Source organism: Ignavibacteriales bacterium (genome assembly GCA_015709675.1).
Lineage (GTDB): Bacteria > Bacteroidota > Ignavibacteria > Ignavibacteriales > Ignavibacteriaceae > H2-BAC3.
In genome coordinates this window covers 1,856,804-1,871,934 of the sequence record CP054182.1, presented here as the reverse complement: position 1 = coordinate 1,871,934, position 15,131 = coordinate 1,856,804, and the positions used below count along the sequence as shown (strand labels likewise).

Here is a 15,131-nt window from a genome sequence, read left to right as displayed (position 1 = left end):
TTATTCCTTCTTTTTTGCTATGGTAAAATAAAAAACCGTACCGCATCCGCGCTGAGACTCCGCCCAGATAGCACCACCATGCTGTTCAGCAATCTTTTTGCATGCAGCGAGTCCTACACCAGTCCCATCTATTTCCTCACGTGTGTGTAATCTTTTAAATATACGAAAAATATCACCAAGATGCTCTTTTTCTATGCCAATACCGTTATCCGAAACTGAAAACTCAATTGCAGCACCGGTATCACGCGCAGAAATGCTGATTTCCGGTCTGACATCAGGCCGGGCATATTTAATACTATTGCCAATCAGATTATAGAACATCCTGTGCAGTGCATTTTCCCTTCCGTATACATGGGGCAGATCAGATATGGTAAATTGAATATCCCGACTTTCCCCGGTAGTTTTAAAATGACGGACTACTTCATGTACCAGTTTATTGGTATCTATCAGAGTGCTTTCACCGCTTTCACGGTAGATTCTGGAATAATCCAGTAAATCTTCAGTAAGCGAAATACCTCTGCGCGCGCTGGAAATAATTAGATTTAGCAATTTGATAATCTGCTGTTCAAGATTTGCAGAATACTTTTTTATGATTAATTCCGATAACGATACCGCGGTTCTGAGAGGTTCTTTCAGATCGTGTGAAGCGATAACTGCAAACTCCGCTATCTCCTGGTTTTTTGATTCCACTTCAGCAAGTGCTAAGGAGAGTGACCGTTCTTTTTCCTCTAATTGCGATTTAAGCCGCAGCTGATTGTCTATCGCGTTCTGAATGCCCAGAAATATTTTCGGTACAAACGCTGAAAGTGCAAAGCTCAGAAATATATTATTTGATGCTACCGCAATCCAGTGCCCTGCTTCCGGAACTTCCTGATAATCCCATTTGAATTCACCCAGAAGAATCAGTCCTGTCATAGCGGCAATTATTATCGTATTCACCCAGGAAGGCAGATAAGCATTCTTTCCAGGAAAAATCAGGACAAAGATTACTGTGGTAATCACCAGATAGGTCAGACCGGGTCCGCGAACGCCAATCATCAGTATCAAAACTGCTGAAGCAAAGTAACAGCATAATATGAGAAGATTTTTTCTGGTTTCAACTGAGAATCCCGGATACAAAGCGAGGTGAATCAGAAAAATCAGAATAAGGCAGTCAATTATTCCCATCATAATAAATCCCGTGAGAAAACTGAAAATAACACCGGGTATGATAGCAATGATGCTGAACGGAAGAAGATAAAGAATCAGATTACTGAACAGCACATTACCCCAATACCGGTTGGTGTATTCTTCCGTTACCGATTCAGTGCAATTCTTTATAACAGTGTATTTATAGCTGTTCCAGAATTTCATTTTTATTTTGCTTTCTCAGAGTAAAATAAAATACAGCACCTTTCCCCTCCTCAGAGTTAAGCCAGATTTTCCCTCCCAGATTTTCGACAATCTTTTTGGAGATGGCAAGCCCCATTCCGGTTCCGGAATATTCATCTTTGCTGTGCAGTCTCTGAAAAATGATGAATATCTTTTCAAAGTACTCAGGGTCAATGCCAATGCCATTATCGGCAACTGAAATCTGCCAGTGTATATCCATTTCCTCAACGGTAACTGTGATTTCAGGCGGTACATCTTTTTTGCTGTACTTGAGTGAATTGCTAATTAAGTTTTGCAGCACCTGCCGGACAGGGGTTTTGTACGCAACGATAAACGGAAGATTTCCATACTCAATACGCGCATTCTTATCTTCTATGCTTTTCTTGTAAAGTGCTCGTATCTCATCAATAACTTCAGAAACCGAGAACTCCTCAAGTTTTTCTTCCGTTCTGCCAACGCGGGAGAAGTCAAGCAGTTCGAGAATTATCTGACGCATTCGTTTTGCTCCGTCCACGGCAAATTTTATATAAGTTTTACCCCTTTCATCAATGATAGGTGAATATTTCTTTTCGATTTGTGAAAGAAAACTGGTTATCATTCTGAGCGGTTCCTGAAGATCATGTGAAGCCACATAAGCAAATTGTTCAAGCTCTTTATTGGAAATGGAAAGCTCTCTGGCATACTGCTCAAGATTTTCATTCAGCATTTTGAGAGATTCTTCATACTTTTTACGCTCAGTCAGATCCTGCACAGCGCCAACCATCCTTACTGCTTCACCGTTTTCATCACGGATAATAATCGCCCGGTCATAGACAAACGCGAACGTACGGCTGCTCTTTTGTATTCTGTATTCATAATCCCAATGCAAAACTTCAGGATTGGCTATCGCCCGGTCAATTTCCAGATCCAGATCATCCCAGTCTTCCTGATGTGTAAAGTTTTTCCTTCCTGAAATGGTATCAGGGATCAATTTCAGATTCAGCCCGAAGATCCGTTCAAAACCTTCACCCCAGAAGACCTTTTTGTTTTTTATATCCCAATCCCAGATAGCATCGTTTGTTGCCGCGGTAACCATCCTGTAGCGTTCATTACTGAGCCGTATCTCCTCTTCTGCTTTTTTCTTTTCAGTAATATCCTTAAAATATACAGAAAGACCACGCTCTGAAGGGAAAACTGAAACAGAAAACCAGGCATCAAGCTGCTCATAATACGCCTCAAAATGCCGCGGCTTGTTTTCATTCATCGCGTCATGATAATTACTATAGAATGGCGTTCCTATCGCGTCATAGTACTCAGCCCATAGATTTCTGCCAAGAACCCGCTCCTTGGTTTTTCCGAGTACTTTTTCAGCCATACGGTTCCAGTAGGTAATCTTCCAGTTACGGTCAACCGCAAAGAATGCATCTTCAATACTCTCAAGAATTTCATTTTTCTCAATGAGTGTTTTCTGGAAATCCCGTTCAGCACGTTTTCTTGCATCTATATCCTGAAAACTTCCGTAAAGTCTTATACACTGACTGCCTGCAAATTCTGCCTCCCCAATGGTTCTTACCCATTTTTCTTTTCCTTTGGCTGTTACAATGCGGAGTTCAATATCCCACGGTTCGCCTTTCTCCCGTGCAATCCTCATGGATCTGATTATTTTGTCACGGTCTTCTCCTTCCGGGTAAAATCCTGTTGCCGAAGCGATATCAGGTTCAAATTTTTCAGGCACCTCGTGAATCTCTTTTGTAATCTGGGACCAGTACAGTTTATCAGAAGGTATATCATACTCCCAGCTCCCCATCCTTGCCAGTTTCATGGCTTTTTCAAAACTTCCTTCAAGATTCTTTTTATCGGTGATATCCTTTGCCACTGCAAAAACCAGATCGGATTCAGAAGCGGGAGCGGCCGTCCAGGCGAGCCATTTCACCGATCCGGATTTTGTTATATATCTGTTCTCAAAATAAATTACCGGTTCACCGTCAATAAGCCCCTGCAGCGTTTCCGCTGTTTTGGTGAGATCATCCTTGTGCACAAAGTTAAAGAGAGGAATTGACAATAACTCGTGCTCCGTATATCCGAGTAATTCACATGCTGCCGGGTTAATTTTGGTAAAAAATCCGTTTCCGTTGGCAATACAGATAATATCAGGCGCGGTGTCAAAAATCTGTCTGAGATCTTCTTCAAGCTGCTTTCTTTTTATTTCAGTTCCGAGATGCACCGTCAGATTGGAAAAGATGTTCGCGAAGAAATGTTTTCGCTCAGGTACATTCGGAATTCCCGCAAGAAACACCCCTATTACTTCATTATTGGCAATCAGCGGAATACCGAAAATGTTTTTTATCCCTGCATTCATCGCAAATTCAAATCTTGGGAATTCCCTGATTGAATCAGGATTTTCCCAGTATTCAATAACCCCGCTTGCCCATACTCTGCCGGGAAGTCCTTCTCCATACGAAAGTGATTTAATGGTATTCGGCCTGAAAAACTCAATTTCGATCTTTGCGTCATCAGAATATTGAGAAGTAAGGATCATCTTCTTTTTATCGGAATGCAGCAGCCAGACCTCGGCAAATGTAAGCCCGGTATGCCTCACAAATAATTCAAGAACGGAGTGGATGGAGTTCTTCAGATTTTTTTCCTTGCCGAACTGTCCGCTTATCTCAGCAAATATCCATTTCTGAAGTTCTTCATCTCTTCTTTCAGTCACATCCCTTTCAATTGCAATCCAGTGGGTAAAGTTTCCCTTTTCATCAGAAACCGGACTGAGTGAAAGATTAAGCCAGTATTCCTCTCCGCTTTTTTTATAATTAATCAGAGTAAATTCACCCGGTTCAAATCTCCTGAGTTTCTCCGAAATTTGGCTGACTATCTTTTTATCGGTTTTCGGGCCATGAAATATTGCAGGAGTTTTACCGATTATTTCCTGAGCAGAGTAGCCGGTCATCCTGGAGAAAGACTTATTAACATATAATATTTTTCTCCCCTCTTTGCCCGAAGATGTAGCTTCGGTAATCATCACACTGTCATTGGCATTGGTAATTACAGACTCAAGAAGCCGCAGATGCTGCATCTCAAGTTTCTGTTTGGTGATATCCTGCATGGCTCCTACCATCCTCACAGCCTTGCCGTCTGCATCCCTGATGACAATCCCCTTGTCCAACACAAAAGCAACAGTACCGTCTGCTTTCAGAAATCGGTATTCTTCCACCCATATATATCCACTTCCCTCAATAACATCGTGTAGGCTTTTGGATACCGGCTCTATGTCATCAGGATAAACACGGCTGTTCCATGAGGAAAAATCCTGCTCGGCGTTTTCAGAGTCATAGCCGAATATGGTATGAAAACCCTCACCCCAGAATATTTTATTTGTCAGAAGATTCCAGTCCCATATTGCGTCAGAAGTTGCCTTTGTAACATGAATATACCGTTCATTGATTTCCGCAAGGTGCAGTTCATTCAGTTTTTGCTCAGTTATATCCTGCACGGTTCCCGCGATCGCAAGAGGATTTCCGTCGTTATCCGTCAGATGCACACCAATCTGCCGGAGCCATTTAACGGAACCATCCTTCATTATTATTCTGTGCACCGTATCTAATGGCTCCCCGCTGTTAAAAAACTGATAATACTCCAGCATACCTTTTGTTCTGCTTCCCTCAGGTATCAGTTCCATGACATTTTCAATTGTGGGCTCGAACGTGTTTTTATCCAAACCCCATATATCATAAACGTCATCTGACCAGGTTATTTTTCCGTCAGCAACGGAGATACTCCAATATCCCAGCTTTGCCATTTTCTGTGCAAACCGCAGCTGCTGCTCTTTTTCCTTGAGCAGTTTAATTGTGCGTTCAATTTCGGTGGTATCCATGATTACCACCATAATGCAGTTACGGTTATTATATTCAATCCTGTGCCCGGTAACGGTAACCTGAATAAGTGTACCATCTTTTTTCTTATGGACAAACTGTCCGAAATCAATCCTGCCGGGTTTATCCGATAAATTCCTGTGTGCTTCAATAACTTTGGAAACCTCAGAATCAGGACGAATATCAAGAATCGTAAGGTTAAGAAATTCTTCCCTGCTGTACCCGTAATGCCTGAGCGCTGTTTCATTTACGTCCAGCATCTGGAAAGTCTCGATATCATAAAGCCATTTCGGAAACGGACTGCTACGGAAAAGCATACGGTACTTTTCTTCCGACTTTTTAAGTTCCTCCCGGTAAATCACCTCATCAGTCACATCCCGTGAGTTCGCCACTATACCCATGACTGAGGGTTCATCAAGAAGATTTGTCGCCGTCGTTTCAATCCATCTCCATGAACCGTCTTTATGCTTAAACCTGAACGGTTCAAACTTCAGCTTTCTTGAACCGGAAAGTTTCTTAAACTGATTCAACGTCCGTTCTTTATCATCCTCATGAATGAACTCGAACGCATTTTTTCCGATGAAGTCCTCAGGTGTCCAGCCAAGCAGTTTTATGGTTGTCGGGCTGACATACTGATAGATTCCGTCAGGAGTAAGGATAGCAAGTAAATCCGTTGCTTCCTGCACCAGATTCCGGAACCGGCTTTCACTCAGAAGTATTTTCTCCTGAGCTTCTCTCACCTCAGTACCATCCCGTGCAACGCAATACATCAGTTTATCATCTTCATCCCATGCTGCTGACCAGTTAACAAGAATCTCAGAACCATCCTTCCGGATATATCTGTTTTCGAAATTCCTGATGATTTTTCCGGAAATTATCTTTTTAACAATTGCATCAGTCCTCTTCAGATCAGCCGGATGCACAAATTGAGAATAATGTTTTCCGCTAAGTTCTTGAGGAAGATATCCCAGAACCTGTTCTGAAGCGCTGCTGACCAGTTCAAAACAGCCCTCTTCATTCACTGTGCAAATCACATCAATTGACTGATCAAAAACTCTTTTGAGGGAATTTCTGGTTTTTTCGAGCATCTCTTCACGCCTGATATCCTCCGTCAGGTTTTTGCTGTAACAGGCCGCACCAAAAATTTTTCCCGAAGGACTGTATATCGGATTCATGTTCAGGGAACGGATTGCATCATCCCTGCTGATTACCTTTTCAGCGGCTACCGCAACACCTTTGCCCCGGAAGACTTCCTCCAGGTAACCTGTCCAGATTTTCTTTTCTGCCGGCGTGCATCCCATTTTCTTTAGTACCGGATCACCAGGTTTAATGTCGTCGGATGATACTCTGCTTATCAGCTGCCGGAATGCAGCATTACACGCAATCAGTTTGTGGTTTTTATCAACTGACCAGATCAGATCGTCCGTGCTGTTAATTAAAGCTTCGGTGTTATTCTTTATGGTGATTATTTCAAGTTCTTTCCGCTTCTGTTCCGAGATATCGTTAAAAGTAACAGTAACTCCGGTTACTTTGCCTTCATCAATAATCGGATTCGAAAAGAATCTCACAGGCACAGGACTTCCGTCCGCTTTCCAGAATACTTCATCAGTATGTTCCGTCCGGATGCTTCCGATATTTTCATGATATATCGGACATTCTTCTTCCGGATATAACGAGCCGTCAATCCGGTGATGATGAATCAGCTGGTGCATATTTTTGCCGATACAGTCTTTTCTCTTATAACCAAGAAGACGTAAAGCAGCATCGTTAATAAATGTACAATTGCCTTCAAGATTGATTCCGAAGAGTCCTTCACCGCTTGACTGAAGAAGAAGTTCCAGTTCCTTATTCAGCAGCCTGATTTCTATTTCTGACTTTACCTGTTCAGTAATATCCCTCGTCACGCTCAGAACGGAAGTTATTCTGTTTTGTGCATCCCTGAGAGGAACAGAGCTGCTCTCCATCCAGACTATCTTACCGCGAAGTCCTTTAACTCTGAAACGCGCTTCACCTTTCTGTCCCCGCAGCGCGTTTTTGTGCAGGCTGCGGTATATATGTCTATCCTCTTCAAGAATAAGAGCAGATACATCTGTCCCGAATAATTTTTTACCGGCTTTTTCTGCCTGAATCATCTTCAGACCGGAGTTATTCATGTGGATGAGCTTACCGTTTGCCGAGACGATTTTTACGCATGCCGGTTCAGTTTCAATTACACTGGTAAGTCTGTCCCGGTTTTCAATCATCTGCTGTGCCGTGAACAGCTGATTCAGAATAAGAGCCAGAGTTGAGGCTATTGATTCGATGAGTTTCTTTTCTTCAGGAAGAAAATCAATTTTTTCTTTCGGGGATTTATCCTGCCTGAGATATATTTCAATGGAGAGCCGCTTTTTATCATCAAGAATTTTTTCTGTCCTGAAGTGTTTGCCTGCTGCCGGGCCGTTTTCTGATGTATACTCCTGTCCGCCGAGCCGTATCCGGGCAAACGTCCGTTCTGGGTAATAAAACGCCGAAGGAATCAGACAGACAACCGAACTGAGAAGTTCTCCGGTTGTCAGATTCTGCGTGGCGAGAGAGGATATACTGTATAGACAGGATTGTTCTTTTACTCTTTCCCTCAGTTTTATCAGTGTCTCTTCGTAAGTTTTTTCTGCGATCTTTTCTTTAGTGCTGTCCCGGAGAGTTACGATTAATTTACTGTCATTGAAGCCGGCTGAGAATCGCTGAAATACACATTCAAGATATTTGGCTTCCTTTGATTCAGATGTATTCTTCAGAGGGAATATTCCCCTGGTTTTTCTCCCCGATGTTATGCTTCCCTTAATACATTGTCTGAGTGATGAGACTGCCTGTTTCTGAAAGAGTGATTCTATTTCTTTGTGCAAAAAACTTTCTGCCGGAGAGCCGAGAAGTTTTGCCGCTGAAGAAGCTGCAAACTCTATCCGTCGGTCAGAACCGAGCAGAAGCCAGTCACTACTTTCATAGAGTATAAATTTGGATAGCTCTGAGAAGAATGCAGGAGTTTCTGCCCTTTTACTGAGTTTTTCCGGTGATGATCTTGAATTCTTTTCGGAAGTGGATTTTGAAGTGAGTCTAAGTTTCCCTTCCCTGACCTGAAACCCGTCAGAGTCTTTAATAATATAAACAGTTGCCCCGGAAAGTATTTCAGCATCCACACCCAGTTTGATTCCTGAAGGAAGTTGCCCGGGTAAATCAGTAACTAACTGCTTCCTGCATATAAGCAGAATTGCCTGATCAGAAGCCGGGGAAAAATGCGGTAAAGAGTCTAATAATTCCCTTACTGAATCGGCCGGGGAGGTGTATTGAAACACCCTGATTTTCTGGTCCTCAGCTTTTGCAGAGGAGATACCGTTTTTCCGTCTGCCTTGGACGTGAGTTTTCATTTATAACATATTGAATTAAATCAAAAAAGTATTGAATACACAATATGTTGTTCATGTGCGCCGTGAACCGGAATCTGGGTTTCACCATTTTGACCGGTCAGGGCCTGAAAATGTTGAATTTTTCAACAGGTAATATAGTTATTCATATCTCAGTTTCAAGAGAAGGAATGCCAATTCTACCGGTTTAACTCACTCATCTTAACAGCCCGGGTTAAAGTATTCTCTGTTCCAGGCTTAGGGATAAAATCATCCCCTCTCAGGCAATGTTTCAGTGTATCGGAAAACCGACTTTTTACATTATGATCGGGAAAAAATAGCAATAAATCAGGAATCTGTCAATGTGAATAATTAAATCAAATAAACAGATTAGTTTGATGACTTCTGCAGAATCCCCTCTCTGCAGAAGTGTCAAATATCGGGTGATATTCTCGAAAGGAAACATGTGAATCCCCCATTCAGATTCAGCGGCACTCAGCCTTGCTTAACAAACGTAAATCTATCAGGCAATAATGTTCATCGTGCCTTGCACGTTAATTAATACCTGTAAGGCTCTTTTAAATACTGTCTCGCAAACTGATGTGAGGAACCGTATTCCTTCATCCGGAGTGTTTCGTTATAATATTCGACTGCCTTATCCCGGTTGCCGACCGCATCGTTCATCATGCCAAGATATAATACCGTATTTATCAGGAATCCGGACGGCTCTTTTTTATCAAGCTGGCGTGAAAGCCGTTCGCACTCTTCAAAGTAAACAAGTGCTGAATCGGGCTGCGAGATATTCCGCTTATATAAACCTGCATAATATGCCGCTTCTCTTTTTGCGCGGGTATTATAGCCGGGAAGCGAGTCATTTGCCCCTTCATACACTCTTTTGAAAATCTCGAAATACTTTTCACCTTCCCCTTTTCTCACTAAGATTCTTCCCTTCCATCTCAGAAAGACCGGATTCTCCGGGAACATGGATATCAGCCGGTTTGCGTATTCATCCGCTTTATAGGAGTCATTTTCAAACTGATAATGCAGAGTCATCAAAAAATAAATTGCCTCGAACTTTGCGTATTTTCCGAAATCCGCCGTTTCATTAAGCTGCCTCAAACCCAGCTCTTTATTGCCTGAAGGAAAGAAAAGCATTACAGGTTTAAGAATCGGATAACGGTCGGGTATGACCGCGGCAAGGTAGTTATATATACCAAATCCAAGCTGCACATCTTTGTTGGCGGGATTCAGCTTGGACGCGCGCTGCACAATCGGAAGCGCTTCACGGCCGTCATCAGCAGCCTTCAGCCAGCTTTCACGCAGCGAGCGGAGCCGTCCCCGGAAACCAATTGCTCCTCCCTTAAAGAAGAGCGCATCAACATTGTTTTCATCCCGGTCAAGGACATCATCACAGAAATAGATGACATCTTCCAGCTTTTCGTAGAAGCCCTCATCATAAATCTCGGTATCAAGGTCAAGAAGAATCTTCCACCAGTCAATCATCGCAAGGAAAAACCTGCCGGCGGGATGCTCCGGATAGTCGGCTATTACTTTTCTGAAAGTAACTTCAGCTTCCTGAAACTGTATATTATATATCTGCATGATTCCTCCGGTCACGAGGGAATCAAACTTAGCATCCTGGCTGAATCCTGAGGAGGTCAGCAGAAGGAACAGAAAGATATACCGTTTAATCATAATCATCTTCTCCGGGGCTTTACTTCTTTATACTTCTGGTTACTGGTATTAGTTTCAGCTTAACAGTCTTCCGGCCAGATATTCATTCAGCCGTGAAGCGTCAATCCGCTCCTGCTGCATGGAATCCCTCTCACGCACAGTCACACTGCCGTCTTCGGTAGTCTGCGTGTCTATGGTGATGCAATAGGGGGTTCCCGCTTCATCCATTCTTCTGTAACGGCGGCCGACTGCCCCCTTATCATCATAAAATACCTTAAAGTTGCGGCGTATATCTGATTCAATCTTGCGGGCGATCTCAGGCATACCGTCCTTGTTAACCAGCGGGAGTATAGCTGCCTTAATAGGAGCCAGACGCTGATGGAATCTGAGCACCACTCTCTGCTCGCCGTTTACCACTTCTTCATTATATGCGTTGATGAGAAATGCCATAAATCCGCGGCTTGCACCTGCTGATGTCTCAATAATGAACGGAGTATACTTTTCCTTGCTCTCATCATCAAAATACTCAAGTGATTTTCCTGAATATTCTTTATGGCGGCTCAGGTCAAAATTCGTCCGGTTATGAATGCCTTCAATCTCACCCCAGCCAAACGGGAACTTAAATTCAATATCTGTTGCTTCTTTGGCGTAATGCGCAAGTTTGTTCGCAGGATGATCGTGGTAGCGGAGATTTTCCCTGCTCATACCAAGGTTTATATACCACTGAAGACGCTCTGCCTTCCAGTAGTCATACCATTCTTTGTCCTTGTTAGGATTTACAAAGAACTGCATTTCCATCTGTTCGAACTCACGGGTTCTGAAAAGAAAATACTTGGTGTTAATTTCATTCCGGAATGCCTTGCCTATCTGAGCAATACCGAAAGGCACTTTCTGACGTGAAGCATTCTGCACATTCAGGAAATTTACGAATATTCCCTGTGCGGTTTCGGGACGGAGATATACAGCAGCACCGCTGTCTTCAACCGGCCCGATGAAAGTTTTAAACATCAGATTAAAAAGCCGGGGCAAAGTAAAGGTGCCTTTGTTTCCGCACTGCGGACAGGTAAGTTCACTGATGACTATTTCCGCGGCAGATTTATCTTCAAAAATCTTTTCAAGAAGAGCCGTGCCATCCTGCTCTTCTGACTTATCTTTCACCACGGCTTCAGCTTCTGCTTTATATGCCTCAGGCAGCCTTTCAAGCACGGTTTCAAGAACTTTCTTTCTCTTTTTTACCGGAATATTCTCTGAGAGATGGTCCAAACGGAACCGGGCTTTGCACTGCTTGCAGTCTATCATCGGGTCCGTAAAGTTTGCCACATGCCCTGAGGCCTCCCAGACTCGGGGATGCATCAGAATAGAAGCATCAAGCCCCTCAACATCGTCCCGGTAGGTCATAAATTTCCACCACTCCTCTTTCAGGTTTTTTAGGAGCTCAACTCCCAATGGACCGTAATCCCAGCAGCCGTTCAGACCGCCGTAAATTTCGCTGGATTGGAAAACAAAACCTTTGCGTTTGGCTAAAGAGACGATTTTTTCTAATGTGTCATTCGCATTTTTCTGCGACATCCCGGAATTTCCTTACTTTTTTTCAATAATCCTGCAAATATAAGAAAGTCGGAGCGTCTAAGACCCTGAAGAAGCGGTGCATTTCCCCTCCTTTTGGATGAAATTTTGGAATTATCCTTTCTGAATGAGTTCTGACGGACTGATTTTTGACGGAGAGGGTATCCTTTTGCTTCTTATATTTGTAGTTTGCCAATAAATAGAATTTAATAACAAGGCCCCTAAGGAATGATCCAGTTTCTCAAGAAGATTTTCGGCGATAAAAAGTCTAAAGACGTTCAGCTTCTTCAGCCCCTCGTGGATGAAATTAATGCTCATTATGAATCCATTTCACAGCTCTCTGATGATGAACTGAGAGCCAAAACCCAGGAATTTAAGAATATCATCGGCGAAAGAACCGCTGAGCTCCGCGGCCAAATTGAGGATATGCACGCACGTCTCAGATCTAATGAGGAGTTTGACCGGGAGGATGCCCACAGCCAGCTGGATGAACTGAATAAACAGCTTGATGAGCTCTATGAAGAAGTTCTCGATGAACTGCTTCCAGAAGCGTACGCTGTCGTAAAGGCCACCTGTAAAAAATTAGTCGGTACCGCATGGGATGTGATGGGACATAAACTCCCCTGGGAGATGGTTCCCTACGATGTTCAGCTCATGGGCGGCGTTGTGCTTCATCAGGGTAAAATTGCGGAAATGGCAACCGGTGAAGGTAAAACTCTTGTAGCTACTCTCCCTCTTTACCTTAACGCTCTGACCGGACGAGGTGTACACCTTGTAACTGTAAACGATTACCTGGCTCAGCGTGACTCCCAGTGGATGGGTAAAATTTTTGAATTCCACGGTCTCACTGTCGGATGCATCACCTCAAATATGCCTCCTGACAGAAGGAAAATGCAGTATAACTGTGATATTATATACGGAACCAATAACGAATTCGGTTTTGATTACCTCCGCGATAACATGGCAATTGATTCCGAATTTCTGGTGCAGCGTATTCATAACTACGCAATAGTGGATGAAGTTGACTCCGTTCTTATTGACGAGGCCCGTACCCCTCTCATTATCTCAGGCCAGGTTGATGTTGATGATCATAAGTTTAATGAGTTTAAGCCCGGGGTAGAAAAACTTGTCCGGCTGCAGTCCAACCTTGTCGCAAAACTGGTTAAGGAAGCCGAAGATCTTCTTTCCAAAGACGACAAAGATTCAGAGTATGAAGCCGGTAAACTGCTGCTGAGAGCGTACCGCGGACTCCCAAAAAACCGTCAGCTGGTCAGAATGCTTTCTGAGCCCCATTATAAGAAACTTCAGCAGGAAGTTGAACTGGAGTTCCTCCGCGAAAAAGGAAAGAATATGTATATCATTGATGACGAACTCTATTTCGTTATTGATGAAAAAAATCACACCATTGATCTTACTGAGAAAGGGCGGGAAGAACTGAGCAAGGCAACACGCGAAGGAAAAGAATTCTTCGTTATGACCGATCTCGGTACTGAGTTCGCGAAACTGGAAAACGATCATTCCCTTTCCGAAGAAGAAAAAGCAAAAAAGAAAGAAGCACTTTACGCGCAGTACGGACAGCGCAGCGACAGCATCCACACCGTGCATCAGCTCCTGCGGGCATATACACTTTATGACCGTGATGATGAATATGTAGTTACCGATGAAGGCAAGATTGCCATTGTGGATGAATTCACCGGCCGTGTGCTCCCCGGAAGACGCTATTCAGACGGCTTGCACCAGGCAATAGAAGCAAAAGAGAATGTCCATGTAGAAAAGGACACACAAACCTTAGCTACCATCACCCTGCAGAACTACTTCCGCATGTATAAAAAACTGGCAGGCATGACCGGTACCGCGGAAACTGAGGAAGGTGAATTTTTTGAGATATATAAGCTTGAAGTAGTGGTCATCCCTACCAACCGCCCGGTAACCCGCGAAGACCTTGATGACGCGATATATAAAACAAAGCGTGAAAAATATAACGCCATCATAGAGCATGTTGAAGAACTCCGTAAGGAGGGAAGACCGGTTCTGGTTGGTACTACCTCAGTTGAAGTTTCGGAAACACTGAGCAGAATGCTTAAGCGCAAAAATATTCCCCATAATGTACTTAACGCGAAGCAGCATCAGCGGGAAGCAGAGATTGTTACCAGTGCCGGACAGGTAGGGGCGGTAACCATCGCGACCAACATGGCGGGCCGCGGAACCGATATTAAACTTGGTGCCGGTGTGAAAGACCGCGGAGGTTTATATATACTTGGCACAGAGCGTCATGAGTCCCGCCGTATTGACCGCCAGCTGCGCGGCCGTTCAGGAAGACAGGGTGATCCGGGTACTTCCAAATTTTATCTTTCACTCGAGGATGATCTGATGCGCCTCTTCGGAAGCGATAAAATGGCTTCCGTAATGGAGAGGATGAAGATGGATGAAGGTGAAGTCATCCAGCATCCATGGATTACCAAATCGGTTGAACGAGCACAGAAGCGTGTTGAAGAGAATAACTTCGCGATCAGAAAACGTCTGCTTGAATATGACAACGTGATGAATCAGCAGAGAAGCATTGTCTATCAGAGAAGAAAACGGGCACTTGAGGGTGAACGGCTTAAAGATCAGGTCTTTGAAATGCTCGATGAGTATATTGACGAGTTAGTAAACAAACATGCTGATAATGGTGATCTTGAACTCATTCGTCAGGAATTCGTTCAGAATATGCTCATTGACGTGAAAATTACTCCTGAAGATTTCCAGAAACTCGGTAAAGCAGGATATATAGACGCTCTCAGCAAAGCATCCAGAGATTTTTACGCCCGCAAGGAAGAAACCCTTGGTGCCGATAATATGGCGCGCATCGAGCGCTACGCTTTCCTCACGGTAACAGATACACGCTGGAAAGAACATCTGCGCGATATGGATGACCTGAAGGAAGGTATCGGACTCCGTGCCTATGCCCAGAAGGATCCGCTTGTTGAATATAAGAATGAAGCCTTCGAAATGTTCCTTGAACTGAATACCAAAATTAGAAATGAGGTTGTGTCATTCTGCTTCAAATTCTTCCCTCAGATGCCATCCGAGGTTGAAGAGAGAGAGCGTGCAAGAAGAACATCACAGGCGCGTAAGCAGCTTCTTGAATCAAAGAGCGCTTTCGAAATGGAACGTGGTCCTGGTGCTGCGGCAGCACAGCGGAGCAATCAGCCGGTTCGCGTTGAAGAACGGGTCGGCAGAAACGACCCCTGCCCCTGCGGAAGCGGTAAAAAGTATAAAGCTTGTCACGGCAAATAACTCCGGTTTAAGT

General features: G+C 43.7%; 5 protein-coding genes. 1 reads left to right on the top strand and 4 read right to left on the bottom strand.

Annotated elements, in window-relative coordinates; all coding sequences use genetic code 11:
* The 4 genes from HRU80_06960 to HRU80_06945 all read right to left on the bottom strand — a co-directional run bounded on the left by HRU80_06960 (position 1) and on the right by HRU80_06945 (position 11,842).
* Positions 1 to 1,353 carry a hypothetical protein gene (locus HRU80_06960; GenBank protein QOJ28629.1) on the bottom strand — a complete coding sequence of 451 codons (1,353 nt, stop codon included), beginning with the start codon at positions 1,351 to 1,353 and terminating at the stop codon, positions 1 to 3.
* Complete coding sequence (locus HRU80_06955) at positions 1,331 to 8,623, bottom strand: PAS domain S-box protein (GenBank protein QOJ28628.1); 7,293 nt, start codon at positions 8,621 to 8,623, stop codon at positions 1,331 to 1,333. Before HRU80_06955 ends, HRU80_06960 begins: the two co-directional genes overlap by 23 nt.
* Before the next feature lie 534 nt (positions 8,624 to 9,157).
* Positions 9,158 to 10,294, bottom strand: coding sequence for a hypothetical protein (locus HRU80_06950; GenBank protein ID QOJ30482.1), 1,137 nt, complete (start codon positions 10,292 to 10,294; stop codon positions 9,158 to 9,160).
* A 54-nt stretch (positions 10,295 to 10,348) separates the two neighbouring features.
* On the bottom strand, positions 10,349 to 11,842 hold the full coding sequence (locus tag HRU80_06945; GenBank protein ID QOJ28627.1) for a glycine--tRNA ligase: 1,494 nt from the start codon (positions 11,840 to 11,842) through the stop codon (positions 10,349 to 10,351).
* 225 nt (positions 11,843 to 12,067) lie between these two features.
* On the opposite strand from HRU80_06945, the gene secA reads away from it, so the two are divergent.
* Positions 12,068 to 15,118 (top strand): preprotein translocase subunit SecA, encoded by a 3,051-nt coding sequence (gene secA / locus HRU80_06940; GenBank protein QOJ28626.1) that lies wholly within the window; start codon positions 12,068 to 12,070, stop codon positions 15,116 to 15,118.
* Positions 15,119 to 15,131: the final 13 nt, after the last annotated feature.